The 19351-nt window shown below is 70.1% G+C and carries 15 protein-coding genes; 10 read left to right on the top strand and 5 right to left on the bottom strand.

Going from position 1 to position 19351, the window contains the following annotated elements:
- Nucleotide 1 precedes the first annotated feature (1 nt).
- The 7 genes from E3O46_RS08770 to E3O46_RS08740 all read left to right on the top strand — a co-directional run bounded on the left by E3O46_RS08770 (nt 2) and on the right by E3O46_RS08740 (nt 10311).
- Nucleotides 2-379, top strand: a complete 378-nt coding sequence (locus E3O46_RS08770) for an SHOCT domain-containing protein (protein WP_134561554.1) — start codon at nt 2-4, stop codon at nt 377-379.
- A gap of 67 nt (nt 380-446) precedes the next feature.
- Complete coding sequence (locus E3O46_RS08765; protein ID WP_198413707.1) at nt 447-1904, top strand: DUF2252 domain-containing protein; 1458 nt, start codon at nt 447-449, stop codon at nt 1902-1904.
- Between the two features lie 129 nt (nt 1905-2033).
- On the top strand, nt 2034-3011 hold the full coding sequence (locus tag E3O46_RS08760) for a sugar ABC transporter substrate-binding protein (RefSeq protein WP_134561552.1): 978 nt from the start codon (nt 2034-2036) through the stop codon (nt 3009-3011).
- On the top strand, nt 3008-3994 hold the full coding sequence (locus tag E3O46_RS08755) for an ABC transporter permease (RefSeq protein ID WP_134449318.1): 987 nt from the start codon (nt 3008-3010) through the stop codon (nt 3992-3994). The genes E3O46_RS08760 and E3O46_RS08755 overlap by 4 nt, the downstream gene beginning before the upstream one ends.
- On the top strand, nt 3991-4842 hold the full coding sequence (locus tag E3O46_RS08750) for an ATP-binding cassette domain-containing protein (protein ID WP_134561551.1): 852 nt from the start codon (nt 3991-3993) through the stop codon (nt 4840-4842). Before E3O46_RS08755 ends, E3O46_RS08750 begins: the two co-directional genes overlap by 4 nt.
- A gap of 97 nt (nt 4843-4939) precedes the next feature.
- On the top strand, nt 4940-8905 hold the full coding sequence (locus E3O46_RS08745; RefSeq protein WP_134561550.1) for a Pls/PosA family non-ribosomal peptide synthetase: 3966 nt from the start codon (nt 4940-4942) through the stop codon (nt 8903-8905).
- Nucleotides 8878-10311, top strand: coding sequence for a M1 family metallopeptidase (locus E3O46_RS08740; protein ID WP_241987372.1), 1434 nt, complete (start codon nt 8878-8880; stop codon nt 10309-10311). Before E3O46_RS08745 ends, E3O46_RS08740 begins: the two co-directional genes overlap by 28 nt.
- Here E3O46_RS08740 and E3O46_RS08735 read toward each other — a convergent pair.
- Nucleotides 10268-10963 carry a 4'-phosphopantetheinyl transferase family protein gene (locus E3O46_RS08735; RefSeq protein WP_134561549.1) on the bottom strand — a complete coding sequence of 232 codons (696 nt, stop codon included), beginning with the start codon at nt 10961-10963 and terminating at the stop codon, nt 10268-10270. The genes E3O46_RS08740 and E3O46_RS08735 overlap by 44 nt on opposite strands.
- 63 nt (nt 10964-11026) lie before the next feature.
- Between E3O46_RS08735 and E3O46_RS08730 the strand changes: the two genes are divergently transcribed.
- Nucleotides 11027-12043, top strand: coding sequence for a magnesium and cobalt transport protein CorA (locus E3O46_RS08730; RefSeq protein ID WP_134558253.1), 1017 nt, complete (start codon nt 11027-11029; stop codon nt 12041-12043).
- Between the two features lie 59 nt (nt 12044-12102).
- Here the strand turns inward: E3O46_RS08730 and E3O46_RS08725 are convergent, their stop codons facing one another.
- The 3 genes from E3O46_RS08725 to E3O46_RS08715 all read right to left on the bottom strand — a co-directional run bounded on the left by E3O46_RS08725 (nt 12103) and on the right by E3O46_RS08715 (nt 14447).
- The gene (locus E3O46_RS08725; protein WP_134561548.1) at nt 12103-13044 is read right to left on the bottom strand and encodes an ATP-grasp domain-containing protein; all 942 of its coding nucleotides are present in this window, start codon (nt 13042-13044) and stop codon (nt 12103-12105) included.
- A gap of 185 nt (nt 13045-13229) precedes the next feature.
- Nucleotides 13230-13421 (bottom strand): GNAT family N-acetyltransferase, encoded by a 192-nt coding sequence (locus E3O46_RS08720; protein ID WP_134561547.1) that lies wholly within the window; start codon nt 13419-13421, stop codon nt 13230-13232.
- 33 nt (nt 13422-13454) lie between these two features.
- Entirely contained in the window at nt 13455-14447 is a 993-nt protein-coding gene (locus tag E3O46_RS08715) for an adenosine deaminase (protein ID WP_134449324.1), read from the bottom strand.
- 197 nt (nt 14448-14644) lie between these two features.
- On the opposite strand from E3O46_RS08715, the gene E3O46_RS08710 reads away from it, so the two are divergent.
- Nucleotides 14645-18433 (top strand): AAA family ATPase, encoded by a 3789-nt coding sequence (locus tag E3O46_RS08710; protein WP_134449325.1) that lies wholly within the window; start codon nt 14645-14647, stop codon nt 18431-18433.
- A 46-nt stretch (nt 18434-18479) separates the two neighbouring features.
- Complete coding sequence (locus tag E3O46_RS18700; protein WP_241975231.1) at nt 18480-18761, top strand: hypothetical protein; 282 nt, start codon at nt 18480-18482, stop codon at nt 18759-18761.
- Between the two features lie 153 nt (nt 18762-18914).
- Here E3O46_RS18700 and mscL read toward each other — a convergent pair whose 3' ends face one another.
- Nucleotides 18915-19349, bottom strand: coding sequence for a large conductance mechanosensitive channel protein MscL (gene mscL / locus E3O46_RS08700; RefSeq protein ID WP_134449326.1), 435 nt, complete (start codon nt 19347-19349; stop codon nt 18915-18917).
- Nucleotides 19350-19351 lie beyond the last annotated feature (2 nt).

The following is a 19351-nucleotide window of genomic DNA, read 5'->3' as shown; positions in this document are numbered from 1 at the left end:
CATGGATAGTTTCTGGAACTTTGTCGGGTTCTTCTTCTGGTCCTTCGTCTTCCTCGCTTACCTGATGGTGCTCGTGACCGTCATCGGGGACCTGTTCAGCGACCATCAGGTCAGCGGCGGGGTCAAGGCCATCTGGATGGTTTTCCTAGTCTTCCTGCCCTTCCTCACCGCCCTCGTCTACCTGATCGCGCGGGGTTCCGGGATGTCCGAGCGCCAGGAGCAGCGCAGGAACCAGTACCGGGGCCAGACGGATCAGTACATCAAGACCGTTGCGGGTTCGTCGCCGTCCACGGAAATCGCGGACGCGAAGAAGCTGCTCGACTCCGGCATCATCACCCAGGCCGAATACGAGCGGCTCAAGGCCCGCGCGCTGGGCTAGTCCTGCCCGGGGAGAAAACGACAGAAGAAAACGACAGAGAGGTCGTCAAGCATGGATGTCGTCCACCATGTATGAGGACAGGGCCGCGCTCGACAATGTCGTCGAGCACGCGACCGTGGGGGAGCGCAAGGCCAGGGGCAAGCGGGCCAGGGAGCAGACTCCCCGCGCCAGTCACTCGGGTTGGTCGCCGGCCGCGGACAGACCGGACCCGGTGGCGCTGCTCGAGGAACAGAACCTCACCAGGGAGCAGGACCTCGTGCCGGTCCGGCACGGCCGCATGCTGGTATCGCCGTTCACGTTCTACCGCGGCGCGGCCAGGATCATGGCCGCCGACCTCAAGGACACCCCGAGGTCCGGGCTGATCGTCCAGCTCTGCGGTGACGCCCACCTGTCCAATTTCGGCCTGTTCGCCTCGCCGGAGCGTGCCCTGCTCTTCGACCTGAACGACTTCGACGAAACCCTGCCCGGCCCGTTCGAATACGACGTCCAGCGGATGTGCGCGAGTTTCACGATCGCGGCGCGCAACAACAGGTTCACGAACTCCCAGGTCCACGACGTGACGCTCGCCTCGGTGCGGGCGTATCGCGAGGCGATGGCGGAATTCGCGAAGATGGGCACGATGGACGTCTGGTACGCCCGCATGACCGAGGAGACCGTCATGGCGACCCTCCAGGTGGCCGCGGGCAAAAAGAAAGGAGACCGGACGGAGCGCAAGGCTGCGGTGAACGCCGAGAAGAGGACCAGGGCGCTCGCCGACAAGGCCCGCACCCGTGACAGCCTGCAGGCGCTGTCGAAGCTCGCAGAGTTCGTTGACGGGGACTACCGGATCATCAGCCAGCCGCCGATCGTCATCCCTGTCCGGGAGCTGACGACGACGACGGGACTGTCGCCCGACGAGATCGAGGAATCGGTCCGGACGGCGTTCCGCTCCTACCGCGCCAATCTCCAGGATGACCGCCGCCGGCTGCTCGAACGTTTCGAACTCGTCGACGTTGCCCGTAAAGTCGTGGGCGTCGGGAGCGTCGGCACGCGCGCCTACATAGCGCTGCTCCAGGGGCGTGACCAACATGATCCACTCTTCCTCCAGGTCAAGGAGGCCAGGGCCTCGGTGCTCGAGGACCACCTCGACAGGAGCCGCTACGAACAACCCGGTGAGCGCGTCGTGCAGGGACAGCGGATGATGCAGGCCGCGAGCGACATCTACCTCGGTTGGACGAAAGGGGTGCAGGAGAACCGGTTCCTCTACTGGCGCCAGCTACGCGACATGAAGGGGTCCGTCGTCGTGGAGAACATGGTGCCGTTCGGCATGACCCTCTATGCCGGGCTCTGCGGCTGGACGCTCGCTCGCGCGCACGCACGCTCGGGTGACCCCGTCGCCATCGCCGCCTACCTCGGGAAGGGAGCTGAATTCGACACGGCGATCACTGATTTCTCGCTGCGCTATGCGGACCAGAACGACCGCGACTATGAGGCCTTCGCCGAGGCCGTCCGTTCCGGACGGCTGCCGTCTATCGCCGGCCTGTAGGAGGTCCTTTCCGAACCAGCCGCGCAGCGCTGCAGCCTAAGATTCAGGAGGGTCATCCTCAGCGGCGTCCCGCTCGCCTGCCGAGCTCCGGCAGCTGGCTGACGACTGGCCTCGAAGGACGACCCACCGATGTTGCACAAAACCAGCCTGCTCGCCGGGCTCACCGCCCTGGTCCTGCTTCCGCTCGCCCTCACCGGATGCTCGACGAACGGGAGCACCGCGACCGGATCGGACGCGGCATCCGCCGGGAAGACGACCATCGCGGTGGTCACCCACGGAAACCCGGGCGACGCGTTCTGGGACGTGGTCAAGAGTGGCGCAGAGCAGGCAGGCACCGACCTCGGCGCGACCGTGACATACCAGGGCGACGGTGACCCCGTGCGTCAGAGCCAGCTGATCGATTCGGCCGTCGCGACGCATCCGGACGGACTGATCGTCTCGATGGCGAACCCCGACGGGGTCAAGGCGTCCGTCGAGAAGGCCGTGGCGGCCGGCATCCCGGTGATCACGATCAACTCGGGACTCGAGGAGTCCCTCGCCTTCGGCGCCCAGACCCACGTCGGCCAGAGCGAGTACGCCGCCGGACAGTCCGCGGGGGAGCGCCTCGCCAAGGCGGGAGCCACGAAGGTGATCTGCGTCATCCACGAGGCAGGCAACACGGGCCTCGAGGACCGCTGCCGGGGAGCCGCCGCCGGGCTCGGCAGCCCGGTCATGAACGTACAGGTCGACATCGCCAACCTCGCGGACGCCCAGAACACGATCAAGAGCACGCTCCTGGCCGACCCGACGATCGACGGTGTGCTCAGCCTGAACCCGGGCATCGCCGTCGCCGCGAGCCAGGCCATCACCGACGCGGGCAGCCACGCGCAGCTCGCGACCTTCGACGTGTCCAAAGACGTGACGACGCTCATCGAGGCCGGCTCGATCCTGTTCGCGGTCGACCAGCAGCCTTATTCCCAGGGCTACCTTCCGGTGGTCTTCCTCACCCTGCAGAAGCGCAACGGCGATGTCGTCGGCGGCGGCCAGCCGGTGTTCTCCGGCCCCGGGTTCGTCACGAAGGAGAACGCGGCGCAGGTCGCCACCTACGCGGCACACGGAACCCGATGACCGGGCTGCTCCGCCGCCCCGAGGTCGGGGCCTTCGTCGCCGCGTTCGGGATCTTCCTGTATTTCTCGATCTCGACATCCGCTTTTCTGACCCCGGCCGGCGTCGCAACCTGGCTGTATTCGTCGTCGCTGTTCGGGATCATGGCCGTCGCCGTGGCGCTCCTGATGATCGGCGGAGAGTTCGACCTCTCCGCGGGCGCGATGACGGGAACGACCGGCCTGATCGTCGGTATTGCGACGACGCAGTGGGGCCTGAACGTGTGGCTCGCCCTCGTGCTCGCGCTCGCCGCGGCCCTCCTCGTCGGGGCCTTCAACGCGTGGCTCGTCACCTCGACCGGCCTGCCGAGTTTCATCGTGACCCTCGCGACCTTCTTCATCCTGCAGGGCCTGAACCTCGCCGTCACCAAACTGCTCACCGGGACCGTCGCGATCCAGGGCCTCGGGGCCGTCACGGGCTTCGACCAGGCCCGGGTGCTCTTCGGCTCCTCGTTCCCGCTGTTCGGCATGGACGTCAAGATCTCGATCGTCTGGTGGATCCTGCTGACCGCGCTCGCGACCTGGGTGCTGCTGCGCACCCGCTTCGGCAACTGGGTCTTCGCGGTCGGCGGCCAGGCCGCAAGCGCCCGCCAGGTCGGCGTGCCCGTGCGCCGGGTGAAGTTCGGGCTCTTCCTCACGACCGCAGGCGCCGCCTGGCTCGTCGGAATGCTCCAGCTCTTCGACGTGTCGACCGTGCAGGCGACGACGGGCATCGGCCAGGAATTCGTCTACATCATCTGCGCCGTCGTCGGCGGCTGCCTGCTCACCGGCGGGTTCGGCTCCGCGATCGGCGCGTCCCTCGGCGCCCTCATCTACGGCATGGCGCTCCAGGGCATCGTCTTCGCCCAGTGGGACAGCAACTGGCTCAAGGCCTTCCTCGGCGGCATGCTGCTGCTCGCGGTACTCGTCAACCTCTGGGTGCGCCGCCAGGCCGGTGAGCGCTCATGACCGCGGCGGAGCCCCTGGGCACGGCGGAGCCCCTGGGCGCGGCGGCGGATGCCCGGGCGCCTCTTCTCGAGGTCCGCGGTCTCGGCAAGAGCTACGGTTCGGTGCGTGCGCTGAGCGGGGTGACGGCCTCGATCGGAGCCGGCGAGGTGCTCTGCGTGCTCGGCGACAACGGCGCGGGCAAGTCCACACTGATCAAGGTCCTCGCCGGGGCACACGGGCACACCGAAGGCACCCTCCTCGCCCACGGCGTCGAACAACACTTCGGGAGCCCCCGTGACGCGCTCTCCCTCGGCATCGCGACGGTCTACCAGGACCTGGCCCTCGTGCCGCTGCTCCCGGTCTGGCGCAACTTCTTCCTCGGAGCGGAGGAGACGGTCGGCCGCGGGCCGTTCCGCCGCCTCGCCGTCGCCAGGATGCGGGTGACCACCCGGGACAGCCTTGCGACCCTGGGCATCACCCTCCGCGACGTCGACCAGCCGATCGGCACCCTCTCCGGCGGGGAACGCCAGGCCGTCGCGATCGCCCGCGCCGTGCACTTCGGCGCGAAACTCGTCATCCTCGACGAACCGACGTCCGCGCTCGGCGTCACCCAGGCCGGCCTCGTGCTGCGGTACATCGCGCGGGCCAGGGACAGCGGCCTCGGCATCGTGTTCATCACGCACAACCCGCACCATGCCTGGGCCGTCGGGGATCGGTTCCTCGTGCTCAACCGCGGCACGAGCCTCGGCGAGTTCGCGCGCGACGGGATCACGGTCGACGAGCTCACGAGGCTGATGGCCGGCGGCGAGGAGCTCGACGCGCTCGGTCCTGTGCTCGGCCGGCCGGCATCCGCTGGGGACGCCCGCTGACCGAGGTGCGGGCCGACACCCCGGCGTCACACGCCTGTTCTACACTGGGGAATCGTCGTGCGGTGTGCAGCACCGCGTCCCGATCCGAGGAGCGAGCGTGACCGAGACCCCCGTTCCGCAGGGCGCAACCCAGGCCGCAGCGCAGTCCGCCGCCCAGGCCGTGCTCGAGGCCGGATCGCGCACGGCGGAGGCGCGCACCCTCATCGACATCCTCTTCGCCACCGAAGCCAGGCACCCCAACGCCCTCGCGCTCGAAGACCAGTCCGGCACCGTCAGCTACCGCCAGCTCCGGCACCTCGTCGACGAGCAGGCCCTCGCCCTCAGCCAGGCCGGCGTGCGCCGCGGGGACACCGTCGGCATCCGCATCCCCTCCGGAACCCGCGAACTCTACGTGTCCATTCTCGCGACCCTGCGGGTCGGCGCCGCCTATGTCCCGGTCGACGCCGACGACCCAGAGGAACGCGCTCACCTGGTCTTCAGCGAGGCCCGCGTCGTCGGCGTAATCGGCCGCGGCGGCGTCTTCGAGTTCCGGCCGGCGGTGGACGACGTCATGCTCAGGCAGCGGATGCTGCCGCCCGAGGAGGACCTGACCCTCGCGCACACCCACCGCACCCTGCCCCGCGGCAGCGACGACGCCTGGGTCATCTTCACCTCCGGTTCGACGGGGGTGCCGAAGGGTGTCGCCGTCTCGCACCGCTCCGCGGCCGCGTTCGTCGACGCCGAGGCCGGACTGTTCCTCCGGGCCGACCCGATCGGCCCCGCCGACCGGGTGCTCGCGGGCCTTTCGGTCGCTTTCGACGCCTCCTGCGAGGAGATGTGGCTGGCCTGGCGGAATGGCGCCTGCCTCGTCTCCGCTCCCCGTTCGCTGGTGCGCAGCGGCGTCGACCTCGGCCCGTGGCTGATCGCGCACGGGATCACCATCGTGTCGACGGTGCCGACCCTCGCCGCCCTCTGGCCGGAGGAAGCCCTCGAACGGGTGCGCCTGCTCATTTTCGGCGGAGAAGCCTGCCCGCCCGAACTCGCCGACCGGTTGCAGGCCAGGGGCCGTGAGGTCTGGAACACCTACGGGCCGACCGAGGCGACCGTCGTCGCGTGCGCCGCGCTGCTCGACGGCAGCGCGCCGATCCGGATCGGCCTGCCCCTCGACGGCTGGGACCTCGCCGTCGTCGATTCCGCGGGCGCCCGCGTCGCCGAAGGCGAGACCGGGGAACTCATCATCGGGGGAGTGGGCCTCGCCCGCTACCTCGACCCGGCCAAGGACGCCGAGAAGTACGCCCCGCACGCCGGCCTCGGCTGGCCGCGCGCCTACCGGAGCGGCGACCTCGTGCGCTTCGAGGCGTCCGGCCTCGTCTTCGCCGGCCGCGCCGACGACCAGGTCAAGCTCGGCGGACGTCGCATCGAGCTCGGCGAGATCGAGGCAGCGCTGCGCACCCTGCCGGGCGTCGCCGGTGCCGCCGCTGTCGTGCAGCGCACCCCGGCCGGGAACCAGGTGCTCGTGGGCTACCTCGCACTCGTCGACGCGGCATCCGCCTTCGACCGCGGCCAGGCGACCGTGCGCCTGCGGGAGGAATTACCCGCCGCTCTCGTGCCGTTGCTCGCCGTCGTCGACGAGCTGCCCACGCGGGTCTCCGGCAAGGTCGACAAGGCCGCCCTGCCCTGGCCGCTCCCGGCGACGGGCGACGACACGGATGCCGGCCTGCTGTCTCCGACGGCGGCCTGGCTCGCCGAGAAGTGGGCTGCCATCCTCGGGTCCACCGTCGAGGGTCCGGACGCCGACTTCTTCGCACACGGCGGTGGCTCGCTCACGGCCGCCCAGTTCGTCTCCGCGCTCCGCGAACGCTACCCGGACACCCGGGTCAACGACATCTACGACCACCCCCGCATCGGCGCTCTCGCCGACGAACTCGACTCCCGCACCCCCGCCGTGGTGGCCGCGGCGCGCACCGTGCTTCCGGTCCCGTTCCGCAGCCAGCTCCTGCAGACCCTGCTCGGCATCCCGCTGCACGCGCTCGTCGGCGCCCGCTGGCTCGTCTACCTCGCGGCGGCGAACAACCTGCTCGCCGCGGGCGGCGCCACGTTCGCGCCGACGCTGTCCTGGTGGTGGATCCTCGCCGGATTCCTCGTCTTCGTCACCCCGCCCGGCAAGATGGCGCTCTCCGTTCTCGCGTCCCGGCTCCTCCTCCGCGGGGTGAAGCCGGGCGCCTACCCGCGGGCGGGGTCCGTGCACCTGCGGCTCTGGCTCGCCGAGCAGGTGTCCCTGCTCGTCGACGCCGTGAGCCTCGCCGGAGCGCCCTGGATCAGCTACTACGCCAGGGCGCTCGGCGCCCGCATCGAACCGGGCGTCGACCTGCACGCGCTCCCGCCCGTGACGGGGATGCTGTCCATCGGCGAGCGCGCCGCGATCGAACCAGAGAGCGACCTGTCCGGCTACTGGATCGACGGCGACGTGCTGCGCATCGGACGGGTGAAGATCGGCGCCGGCGCCACGATCGGCGCGCGCAGCACCCTCCTCGGCGGAGCGGTGATCGGCGAGGGCGCCGTGATCGAACCCGGCGCCGCCGTGTCCGGCCACGTGCCGGAGGGCGAACGCTGGGCCGGCTCGCCTGCCACCCGGGTCGGGGCCGCCCGCGGCGCCTGGCCGGCCGAACACCCGCCACGCGGCCGGCGCTGGCTTGCGGCATACGCCCTCGGCGCGCTCGGCATGACCGCGATGCCCGCGGTCGCGGTGATTCTCGCCGCCCTCCTCGTCGGCGCCGCGATCGGCGACGCCGGCACCCTGGGCCTCGCGCTCGGCCGGGCCGCGCTGATGATGCCGCTCGCCGTGGTGGTCGCCGGGCTCGTGTACGCGCTGCTCGTCGTGCTCGCCGTACGGGTGCTCGGCGTCGGGCTCCGCGAGGGCTACTACCCTGTGCGCAGTCGGTTCGGCTGGCAGGTCTGGATGACCGAGCGCATCCTCGACGGCGCGCGCACTCTGCTCTTCCCCGTCTACGCGAGCCTGCTCACCCCGGTGTGGTTGCGCCTGCTCGGCGCGAAGGTCGGCGCGGGCGTCGAGGCGTCGACCGTGCTGCTCATCCCCGCGCTCACCACGATCGCGCCCGCAGCGTTCCTCGCCGACGACACGATGGTCGCCTGTTACGAACTCGGCGGCGGCTGGATGCACATCGGGCCCGCCAAGGTGGGCCGCCGCGCCTTCCTCGGCAACAGCGGCATGGCCGGCGCCGGCCGCACGGTGCCGCGCAACGGACTCGTCGCCGTGCTCTCGTCCACGCCGCGCAAGGCCAAGCGCGGGTCCTCGTGGCTCGGCAACCCGCCAGAGCGGCTGCGGCGGCTCGTGACGGATGTCGACGAGGCGCGCACGTTCCAGCCGTCCGCCCGTCTCCGCACGGCCCGTGCCTTCTGGGAGGTGCTGCGGATCGTGCCGGTTGTCGTGACCGGGCTGATCGCCCTCGGCGTGCTCGCCGCGCTCGACGCCCTCTGGCTCGGCCTCGGTCTCGGCTGGGCGATCCTGCTCGGCGGGATCGTGATCCTCGCGGCCGGTGCCGTCGCCGCGGTCGTGACGAGCCTCGCCAAGTGGGCGCTCGTCGGGCGGATCTCCGTGAGCGAGCATCCGCTCTGGTCATCGTTCATCTGGCGCAACGAGGTCTCGGACACCTTCGTCGAGATGGTCGCCCGGCCGTGGTTCGCGGCGAAGGCCGCCGGGACCCCCGCCCTGTCGATGTTCCTGCGCACGATCGGGGCCCGGGTGGGCCGCGGCGTCTGGTGCGAGACATACTGGCTGCCGGAAGCGGACCTCGTGGCCCTCGGCGACGGGGTCACCGTGAACCGGGGCTGCGTCGTGCAGACTCACCTGTTCCACGACCGGATCATGCAGCTGGACCGGGTCGCGCTCGCCGAGGGGGCCACCCTCGGACCGCACAGCGTGATCCTGCCCGCCGCATCGGTGGATGCCGGAGCGACGGTCGGCCCCGCGTCCCTCGTGATGCGCGGCGAGCGGGTGCCTGCCGGGTCGGTCTGGTCAGGAAACCCGATCTCGCCGTGGCACAGACTGCCGTGGACACCGTGAGCCCGCAGACCGGCGGGAAGAACGGCGCAGGCAAGGGCTCTGCCGGTTCGTCCGGCAAGGTCGCCCTCAACCTCCCGACGACGATCGGCGCCGGCACGGCCGGCGATCCCTACCTGATCGGCGCGGGCAACGGCGGCTACCGGGCGCTGCACTACGACCTCGACCTGGACTACCGGGTCGCGACCAACCAGTTGCGCGCGACCGCGACGATCACCCTCGTGGCGACGATGCGCCTGGACCGGTTCAGCCTCGACTTCGACGGGCTGAGCGTCGACCGGGTCACGGTCAACGGCGCCCGGCCGCGCAAGTTCGTGCACACCGGACGCAAGCTCGTGGTGACCCCGCTGACGACGATGGAAGCCGGGGAACGGTTCGAGATCGCCGTGCGGTATCGCGGGGCGCCGCATCCGCTGCGGAGTATCTGGGGAGAGGTCGGCTGGGAGGAACTGCTCGACGGAGTCCTCGTCGCGGGCCAGCCGTGCGGGGCCGCTTCGTGGTTCCCCTGCAACGACCACCCGAGCAACAAGGCGACGTACCGGATCGCGGTGAGCTGCGAGGCGCCGTACACCGTGGTCTCGAACGGCACGCTCACCGCGAAGTCGACCCGTTCCGGCCACACCAGGTGGACCTTCGAGGTCGTCGAACCGATGGCGACCTACCTCGCCTCCGTGATGATCGGCCGGTACCGTTCGAGCGTGCTGCCGCCGGTTGCGGCGGGCGGCCCGGCCCCGGTGCCGATCATGCTGCACTTCCCGTCGAACCTCGCGCACAACGTCGGCGTCGACTTCGGCAGGCTCGGCGAGATGGTCTCGGTGTTCAGCACGACCTTCGGCCCCTACCCGTTCCCGGGGTACTCGGTCGTCGTGACGGATGACGTGCTCGAGATCCCGCTCGAGGCGCACGGCCTCGCCGTGTTCGGCCGCAATCACGTCGACGGCAACCATGGCAGCGACCGCCTGATCGCCCACGAGCTCGCGCACCAGTGGTTCGGCAACAGCCTCACCGCCGCCGCGTGGCGCGACATCTGGCTGCAGGAGGGTTTCGCCTGCTACGCGGAATGGATCTGGGGCGAACACGCCGGCGGACGCACCGCGGAGCAGAGCGCGGTGTTCCACCGCGGCAGGCTCGAGGCGCAACCGCAGGACCTCCTCGTCGGCGATCCCGGCCCGCACAACATGTTCGACGACCGGGTCTACAAGCGCGGTGCGCTCGCCCTGCACGCCGTGCGGCGCTCCCTCGGCGACGCGGTGTTCTTCGACACCCTGCGCGCCTGGACCCGCGCGAACCGGCACGGCCTCGTCTCGACGGATGCCTTTGTCGAGTTCGTCTCCATCCACACCGGGAGCGAGGAAATCCGCCGCATCATCGACCGCTGGATCTACCGGACCGCCCTCCCCAAGCTCTGACGTCGGGGGAGGCGAGCAGTCGGAGGGCCGGCTGAGACGCGGGGCCGGTTCCGGGACGGGCGAGCACGGCGACCCGGCCGACGAGCCCGAGGCCCGCGCCGGGGTCGAAGCTCGCGAGGAGGATGTCGGCCAGGGCGACGCCGGCGCCGGGCCAGGAGGCGAGCGCCGGGCCGAACCCGGCCGTTGGGGCGGGGGCGAGGGTGAGGTCGCGCGGATCGACGCGGAGGCCGTCGCCGGTCGACTTCAGGATCGCCTCCTTCGCACACCAGATCCCGGCGAGGTCTGCGGCGTTCGCCGCCCGCTCGCGAGGAGACAGGGCGACGTCGGCGAGGGGGGAGCGGGCGACGGCGTCCACGCTTTCGACGTCGACGCCGACGGGCCCGGCGAAGCTCACCGCGACGGCGACGTGGCCGGACGCCCGGCTGAGGCTGAGGTGAACGGTCGGGTGCGGCGCAGACCCGGATGTCACGTCCGCGAGGGAGGGCACCCCGTGCTCGGCGCTCCCGCAGTGCGGGCAGCGGCGACAGACCCGCACGCTCGCGGGATCGAGGCCGAGCGCCCACGCGGCGGCCGCCGCCAGCAGGGCTCGGTCGGCGGCATCCGTTGGTGAACGCGGCGCGACCATGACGATCACCTCGCCGATGGATTCCATGCACCAAGTGTGGCCGAACCCACGGCCGGTGGCACACTGGTAGCTGCACTCGAGGAGCACGACATGACACTGATTGACAACGCGGTCTACGTGGACGGTCGACGCCTCGCGACGCCCGCCTCCCTCGATGAGACCTATGCGACTCTGACCGAATGCGGCGGCTTCGCCTGGATCGGGATGTACCGGCCAGAAGAGGCTGAGCTGCGCTCCATCGCCGCGGAGTTCAACCTGCACCACCTGTCGGTCGAGGACGCGCTCAAGGGACACCAGCGTTCCAAGCTCGAACGGTTCGACGACATCCTCTTCGTGGTGCTCCGCCCGGCCCGGTACATCGACGCCGAGGAGCGGGTCGAATTCGGCGAACTGCACGTTTTCGTCGGGCCCGATTTCGTCGTGACCATCCGCCACGCCGAATCCCCGGACCTCGCGAAGGTGCGCGCACGGATGGAGTCGACGCCGAGGCTCCTGGCCCTCGGCCCTGAGGCGGTGCTCTACGCGATCTTCGACCAGCTCGTCGACGAATACGCGCCCGTGATCGCCGGCCTCGAGAACGACATCGACGAGATCGAGGACGAGATCTTCGACGGCGACCCCGAGGTCGCCCGGCGCATCTACGACCTGTCCCGCGAGGTGATCGAGTTCCAGCGGGCGACCCAGCCGCTGATCGGCATGCTCGAGGCCCTCAAGCGCGGCTTCGCGAAGTACAACGTCGAGGTCGAGCTGCACCACCACCTCGACGACGTGCTCGACCACGTGCTGCGGATCAACGAGCGCGGCTCGGCCTTCCGGCAGATCCTCGACAACGCCCTGATCGTGCACTCGACCCTCGTCACCCAGCGCCAGAACGACGAGACCCGGCGCCTCTCGGAGACGGGCCTGGCCCAGAGTGAAGAGGTCAAGAAGATCTCGAGCTGGGCGGCGATCCTGTTCGCTCCGACCCTCGTCGGAACCGTGTACGGGATGAACTTCGAGAACATGCCGGAGCTGCACTGGGAGTACGGCTACCCCTATGCCCTCGGGCTGATGGTCGCGGGCGGCTTCGTGCTCTGGCGCGTCTTCAAGAAGAACAACTGGCTGTAGCCGCTTCGGGCGCCCGCCGCGCAGATCAGAACCGATCGCCTGAGGCCTGAAGCGCAGGGTCAGGCCGGGACGCTCGCCGTCAGCAACCCGCCGAGGAACCGGGCGATCGCCCGGGCAGCCGGCAGCGGGGCGCTGGCCTCGACGGCGGGGTTGTAGTTCGTGTTCGTGTTGACGTCGTAGGTGACCCGGCGGCCGTCGGCGGTCTCGATGAACTCGATGCCGGCGATCTCGATGCCGTGGTCGGCGAGGAAGGCCTCGTACCGGGCGATCAGTGGGTCGCTGTCGAAGCCCTTGCGCAGGGCGAACGGCTCGACCGCTGCCGCGTCGTTTCCCGGGTCGATGACACACGCGTCTGCCGGACACAGCTCGAAACTACCCGCCGAGATGTCGACCCGGACCGCGTAGACGTAACGCCCGCCGACGAACTCGACCCGGGTGATGAAGAGCCGTTCCGCGGGCAGGTATTCCTGGAGCAGGGTGATGCCGTCGGCCGGCTCCTCGAAGAGCGGCGAGGCCAGGTAGGCGTCGAACTCCTCGAACGAGTCGAAGCGCCGCACGCCGAGTCCTTTGCCGCCCTGGTTGTGCTTCGTGATAAACGGCGTCGCGAATTCGCGGGAGCGCTCACGCAGGTCGTCACGACCGAACACGGCAACGGTCTTCGGAACGTCAAAGCCCGCCGCGCGCAGGGCGCGGTGTTGCTGCACCTTGCTCACCTCGAAGTTGATCGTGTCCCCGCCGTTGACGACGCGGCGTCCGGAGTCTTCGAGCCAGCGGAGATAGGCCCGGGTGTAGTTCTTCGAGTGCACGTTTCCGCGGCTGTGCGCCGAGGCGCTCATCCGCGACCAGTACACGCCCGGTGCGGGTTCGGCGTCGAGATCGATGGAGCCGCGGGTCAGCAGGACCTCCTCCGCAGGGACGCCTTCTGCGGCGAAGGCCGCGGTGAACGGCGGCAGCCAGTCGGGGTTCTCGTGGAGGATGTACACGCGCGGCAGCTCAGTCATCACTCCAGCGTACGAACACGGCAGAGGCCGCGCGACCAGGGTCGTCTCCGCGGCAGGTCGTGACGGTGCGTGACGGTGCGTGACGGTGCGTGACCCGCGAGCACCGCGCTCGGGGACCCGGACAACCACCGTGCCGAGCACGAGCCAGCCGGCTCGGACATCCAGTTGTTCGTCTCGCTGTCCTCTCACCTCGCGCTTGATCCCGCTGCTGTCGGGATCGCACGGTCCTGCAGGCGGTGAAAACCGGCACGGAGGTAGAGCCGCTGGGCGCGCTCGTTGAGGGATCCGGTGTCGAGCACGACGGCGGAGACGCCCCAGGCGCGGGCCTCGTCGATCGCGGCACGGACGAGGGCCTCACCGGTCCCGGCGCCCTGCACCTCAGGGGCCCTAGCCCTCGTTCGCGGTGCCGGTCACGCCTGGGCAGCGCGCCAGGCGTCGACGTCCGCGCCGAGCGCGGCCTTCTCCGCCGGATCGAGGAACGAAGCTTCGATCCCGTTCCGGGCGAGGAGGGCGAGCCGGTCAGGCCCGAGTCCGAACTCGGCGTCGAGCGCCGCGAGGTTGTCGTCGATGTACCCGCCGAAGTACGCGGGGTCGTCCGAGTTGACCGTCGCGAGCAGGCCGAGGTCGAGCATCCGCACGATGGGGTGGTCGGCGAGCGTGTCGATCGCACGCAGCCGCACGTTCGAGAACGGGCAGACCGTGAGCGGCACCCGATCGCGCACGAGCCGTTCGACGAGCGCGGGATCCTCGAGGCTGCGGATGCCGTGGTCGATCCGCTCCACCCCGAGCCGGTCGAGCGCGCTCCAGACGTACTCGGGCGGGCCCTCCTCGCCGGCGTGCGCGACCCGGCGCAGCCCGTTCGCCGCGGCGAGCGCGAAGACCTCCTCGAACAGTTCCGGAGGGTAGCCGACCTCCGCGGAGTCGAGTCCGACACCGTCGATCGTGTACCCGCTCGCGAGAATCTCGCGGAGGATCTGCAGGGCCTCGTTCGCGGGCCGGTCGCGCAGGAACGTCACGATCAGTTTCGTCGAGATGCCGAAGTCCGGGACCGAGGTGCCGAGGGCATCCGCCACCCCGCCGAGCGCGGTCAGCAACGGGATGCCGCGGCTCGTGTGCGCCTGCGGGTCGAAGAAGATCTCGGCGTGCCGCACCCCCGCGTCAGCGGCCCGGCTGAGGTAGGCCCGGGTCAGGTCCGTGAAGTCGGCGGCTTGGCGGAGGACGTCGAGGTTGTGGTAGTACAGATTGAGGAAGGATTGCAGATCGGTGAACTCGTATTGCGCCCGCAACTCCGCCAGGGTCGCGAAAGGCAGGACGACGGCATTGCGTTCGGCCAGCTCGAAGATGAGCTCCGGTTCGAGAGTGCCCTCGATGTGCAGGTGGAGTTCGACCAGGGGGAGTTTCATTTCCCCATTCTCGCAAGCCCGGTCGGCTCCGAATCACCAGTGGTGTCCTCCTTCAGCGCACCGGCGGCAGCGCCCGCCAGCGCACGGTCCAGCACGACGGTCGGCAAACACGACAAATCCGCGGGTTTTCCCGCGAATCCCCACGAAACCCGGGGAGCCTGCGGCCGAACGGTGTTTTCCGGACTTAGGGTGTCGGTGTGTGGCGCCTCGATAGAAAACAAGATGACGACGACATCCTGTCGACCAACCCGGATGCTCCGTCTGGTGAGCCGCGGAATGCGGTCTCCCCGCAGACCGTGAGCCTCGGGGATCCCTCGGTCGTCGCGGGAAACATCGCCGAGCCGGTCTGGAACCGCTGGCGCACCGAACTCGCCGAGATCGGCGGGCGCTCGCCTCTGTTGCACTTCGCCGACGAGCCGCGCACCCGCATCGAACTGAGCCAGGCCCACCCCGGCGGACTCCCGCAGTTCATCACCGGCAAGTCCACCCTGCTCTCCAACCTCATCCGCGACGAACTCGCGCTGCGCAACGCCCGCCTCGCGGCCGGCGAGATCACCCAGAAGGGCATCGAACTGCGCTCCATGCGCGGCATCGAATCGGTGCACCTGGGCATCGGCCTCGCCGAATGGCGCTTCGGTGACGTCGACTTCCTCGGCCCGGTGCTGCTTCGCCCGCTCGCGATCCGCCGCTACGGCCGCGACTTCGAGCTCAAGCTCAAGGGCCAGCCGTTCCTGAATCCCGAACTCGGCCGCGCGCTGCACGAGCAGTTCCAGATCACCCTCGACGCCGACGCCTTCGTCGCGCTCGCCGTGACCAACGGCGCCTTCAAACCGCAGCCCGTCATCGACCGCCTCCGCGGCCTCACCTCGCACCTGCCCTGGTTCAACGTCACCCCGCGCCTCGTCGCATCCTCCTTCGCCGACGTCGGCCGGGCCATGAAGGCGGATGCCGCGCACCTCGAGCATCCGCTGCTCGACGCGATCGCGGGGAACCCGAGCGCCCGACAGGCCATCGAGGGCGCATACAACCCCGTCGTGCCGATCGGCCAGGACTCCCGGCCGCCCGCGACCGACGTGCTGCTGCTCGACGCAGACCCCGAACAGGAGAACGTCGTCGCGCAGATCGCGGCAGGGAACTCCCTCGTCGTCAAGACCCTGCCCGGCACCGGAGGCACCCAGACGATCGTCAACGCGATCGGCTCCCTGATCTCCCAGCACAAGCGTGTCCTCGTCGTGAGCGCCCGCCGCTCGAGCCTCGACGGCATCAACCAGCGCCTCACCCAGGTCGGCCTCCCCGGCGTCGCCGTCACCCCACGGCTGCTGCGCCGCGACCTGATCGCCTCGATCACCCGCAACGAGAAGGCCGTCCAGCCGATGGTCGGCGACGTCGACGACGCCCTCGTGCGGCTCCGCAAGGTGCTGCTCGACTACCGCGGCGCCCTCACCCGGCGCGACCCTGCCCTCGGCGTCTCCGTACTCGACGCCCTCGGCGAACTCGCAAGGCTCGCCCAGCTGTCCTCCCCGCCGTCGACGACCGCCCGGCTCGAGCGGCACGCGCTCGAGCGCCTCGCCCAGAACCGGGCGACCGCGGCGCAGACGCTGATCAAGGCGGCCGCGCTCGGCCAGTTCCGTTACGGGCCAGGCGACTCGCCCTGGTACGGGGCGTCCTTCGCGGTGCCGGCCGAGGCATCCGCTGCCCACCAGCTCGCCAAGCGGGTCAACCAGGTCGAGCTGCCGCGCTTGCTCGAGCGTGCCGCCGGCCTCGTCGGCCAGACCCGGCTGCGGCCCTTCGAAACCATCGCAGAGCTCGGCGTGTACCTGCGGCTGCTGCTCGACATCCGCGACACCCTCGACAAGTTCCAGCCGGCCGTGTTCGACCGTTCGCTCACCGAGCTCATCTCGGCGACCTCCGCCCGCCGCGACTCTCCGGACATGACCGGCACCAGCCGCCGGCGCCTGCGCCGCCTCGCCGAGGAATACCTGCGGCCGGGCGTGCACGTCACCGACCTGAACGACAGCCTCCGCCGGATCCAGCAGCAGCGCACCCTCTGGCAGCGTTACGTCGTCGCCGGCGTCATGCCGGAGGTGCCCGTCGGGATCTCCGACGTCCACGTCGCCTTCCAGCGCGTCTCCGAGGACCTCGCGGCCCTCGACATTCCACTGCGCAACACCGGCACGAACCGGCAGCTCGCGATGCGCCCGGTCAAGGAACTGATCTACACGATCTCCGGCCTCGCCGCCGAGAGCGAGGTGCTCGCCAACCTGCACGAGCGCACCGCGCTGCTCGCAACGCTGCGCGAACACAACCTCGACCCCCTGATGACCGACCTCGCGAAGCGGCACGTCTCAGAGGAGAACGTCGCCAACGAACTCGAGCTCGCCTGGTGGCAGTCCGTGCTCGAGACCATGCTCGGTGCCGACAAGGCGCTCCTGAACGCGAACACCCAGGTGCTCGACCGGCTCGAGGCCGACTTCCGTCTCGTCGACGAGGCCCACGCGTCGACGACCGGGCAGCGCCTCGGCTGGCTCCTCGCCGAAACCTGGAAGATCGGCATCGTCGACTGGCCCGAGGAGGCCGACCGCCTTCGCCGCCTGCTGCGCGCCGACCGCGCGACCCCGTCCCGCCTGAACAAGGCGGCCCCGCACCTCGGCCGCGTGCTCGCCCCGGTCTGGCTCGCCTCGCCGTACGAGGTCTCCAAGCTCGACGACCAGCACTTCGACGCCGTGCTCCTCGTCGACGCCGGCGCGACGACCCTCGCCGAGAACGTCGGCGCCATCCGTCGCGGCAAGCAGATCGTGGCCTTCGGCGACCCCGTCACCCAGACGCCGTCGCCGTTCGAGACCGGCATCACGGATGCCGGCGGCGGCACGAACGCCAACGCGCGCGTCAGCCGCGTCAGCCTCGCAGACCGCGCAGAGCGCGAAACCAACGTCGACGCCCTGCACGCGGACTCCGCCCTCGCCCGCCTCGGCGAACTGCTGCCCACCCTCACCCTGACCCGCAGTTACCGGGCCGGCGGCGAAGACCTCACCGAACTCGTCAACCACCGCTTCTACGGTGGCCGCATCGACTCCCTCCCGTGGGCAGGCAGCTACCTCGGTCACGGCAGCCTCACCCTGAACTACGTCGCGGGCGGCCATGGCATGCCCGACGCCGACAGCGGAGCCGTCGAGAGCGTCGACGCCGAGGTCACGAAGGTCGTCGACCTCGTGCTCGACCACGCCGTCAAGCGCCCGCGCGAATCGCTCATGGTGATCACCGCGAGCGCACGCCACGCCGTTCGCGTGCACCAGGCGGTGCTTTCCGCCTTCTCCAAGCGCACCGACCTGGCCGACTTCATCCTCAAGGACCGGGCCGAACCGTTCACCGTGCTCACCCTCGAACAGGCCGTCGCCCAGAGCCGCGACCGGGTGATCTTCTCGATCGGCTACGGCCGCACCCCGCACGGACGCCTGCTGACCAACTTCGGCTCGCTCGGCGAACCCGGCGGCGACCGCCTGCTCGCGATCGGCATGACCCGGGCCCGTCGCGCCATGGACATCGTCTCCTGCTTCCGCCCCGCCGACATCGACGAGGACCGCCAGCGCCACGGCATCCTCGCCCTCGCCCAGGTGCTCACCGAGACCGAAGCCAGGCACAACGAGGCGCAGGTTCCCGATGCCACCGAGCCGATGCTCGTCGACCTCGCCCAGCGCCTCGAACGCCTCGGCGTCACCGTGACGCTCGGCCATCGCGGCAAGCTCGCCCTCGCGGGCTCGCACGCCGGTCGAGCCGTCGTCGTCGAAACGGATGCCGTCGTCGACCGGGCGAGCCTGCGCGAGTCGCTGAGGCTCCGTCCAGAGGTGCTGCGGCGACTCGGCTGGCACTACCTGCGGGTGCACTCCTTCGAACTGTTCAGCAACCCGGACGCCGTCGCCACCCGCGTCGCCGGCCTCGTCGGCGTCACACCCCCCACGCCGCCGGCAGCGCAGTACCCGCACGCGTGAGCCGCCGCGCCTTCGAGACGGCTGTGTTCCCGGGGAAAGACGCTTTATGAAAGACACCGACGACTGGGTCGAGACCCCGGAGAGTGCCGCCGACCGGTCGCACGGACTCGACCCGGAGGATCCCGCGTCAGCGCCGCGCCAGTCCGTCGTGAAAGCCCGCGGCGGAGCCCGCCGGGCGCGACTGACGCCGGCGCCGGACACGGATCCGAACCCGCACCCGCCGGTCCTGCGCGAGGAGGGCGGCGTCGCACCGCACGTCGCCGGAACCGAGCCGTCACGGAGCGCGAACGAGGCCCAGTTGCGTCAGGACCGCCCGCCGCACTGGTAGCCTGCGCCCGGCATCCGTCGTCGCCGCACCTGCCAGCCCCGCGCCCTAACGAATTCGACGGAGTTCTTGGGGTTTGCGGCGCGTGAGAGCGCGATCTAAGCGCTTTCCGGGCAGCAACTCCGTCGAATTGGTTCGGGGGAGACCGCTGGAGAGCTACCTCGGGGACGGGCCGGTGTCGGGCTTGGCGGCGTCCGCGGCGAGGAGGTCGCGGATCTGGGTGAGCAGGTCGAGCTCGGTCGCGGGGACGGTCGCGTCCTTCGGCGGCAGGCCTGCCGCACGGCGGCGCTCCTGCGCCTCCTTGAGCTTGTTGATCGGCATCACGAACACGAAATACACGACGGCTGCGATGAGCAGGAAGTTGATGATCGCCGCGAGCACGAGCCCGAAGGACAGGCTGCCGCCGCCGGGCAACGGGACATTCATCGATTTGGAGATGTCTTCCGCGTTGAAGATCGCCGCGATCAACGGGTTGAAGATCCCGGTGACGATGGCGGTGACGACGGACGTGAACGCCGCGCCGATGACGACCGCGACCGCGAGGTCGATCACGTTGCCGCGCATGATGAATTCTTTAAAGCCCTGGATCATGG

The organism is Cryobacterium glucosi (assembly GCF_004402235.1).
GTDB classification, from domain to species: domain Bacteria; phylum Actinomycetota; class Actinomycetes; order Actinomycetales; family Microbacteriaceae; genus Cryobacterium; species Cryobacterium glucosi.
This window is presented reverse-complemented; position numbering and strand designations above follow the sequence as displayed.

What these genes read in the sequence shown, in the direction of transcription:
- E3O46_RS08770 (WP_134561554.1), top strand. Translation starts at nt 2, where the DNA reads ATGGATAGTTTCTGGAACTTTGTCGGGTTCTTCTTCTGGTCCTTCGTC.
- E3O46_RS08765 (WP_198413707.1), top strand. Translation starts at nt 447, where the DNA reads ATGTATGAGGACAGGGCCGCGCTCGACAATGTCGTCGAGCACGCGACC.
- E3O46_RS08760 (WP_134561552.1), top strand. Translation starts at nt 2,034, where the DNA reads ATGTTGCACAAAACCAGCCTGCTCGCCGGGCTCACCGCCCTGGTCCTG.
- E3O46_RS08755 (WP_134449318.1), top strand. Translation starts at nt 3,008, where the DNA reads ATGACCGGGCTGCTCCGCCGCCCCGAGGTCGGGGCCTTCGTCGCCGCG.
- E3O46_RS08750 (WP_134561551.1), top strand. Translation starts at nt 3,991, where the DNA reads ATGACCGCGGCGGAGCCCCTGGGCACGGCGGAGCCCCTGGGCGCGGCG.
- E3O46_RS08735 (WP_134561549.1), bottom strand. Translation starts at nt 10,963, where the DNA reads ATGGAATCCATCGGCGAGGTGATCGTCATGGTCGCGCCGCGTTCACCA.
- E3O46_RS08730 (WP_134558253.1), top strand. Translation starts at nt 11,027, where the DNA reads ATGACACTGATTGACAACGCGGTCTACGTGGACGGTCGACGCCTCGCG.
- E3O46_RS08725 (WP_134561548.1), bottom strand. Translation starts at nt 13,044, where the DNA reads ATGACTGAGCTGCCGCGCGTGTACATCCTCCACGAGAACCCCGACTGG.
- E3O46_RS08715 (WP_134449324.1), bottom strand. Translation starts at nt 14,447, where the DNA reads ATGAAACTCCCCCTGGTCGAACTCCACCTGCACATCGAGGGCACTCTC.
- E3O46_RS18700 (WP_241975231.1), top strand. Translation starts at nt 18,480, where the DNA reads ATGAAAGACACCGACGACTGGGTCGAGACCCCGGAGAGTGCCGCCGAC.
- mscL (WP_134449326.1), bottom strand. Translation starts at nt 19,349, where the DNA reads ATGATCCAGGGCTTTAAAGAATTCATCATGCGCGGCAACGTGATCGAC.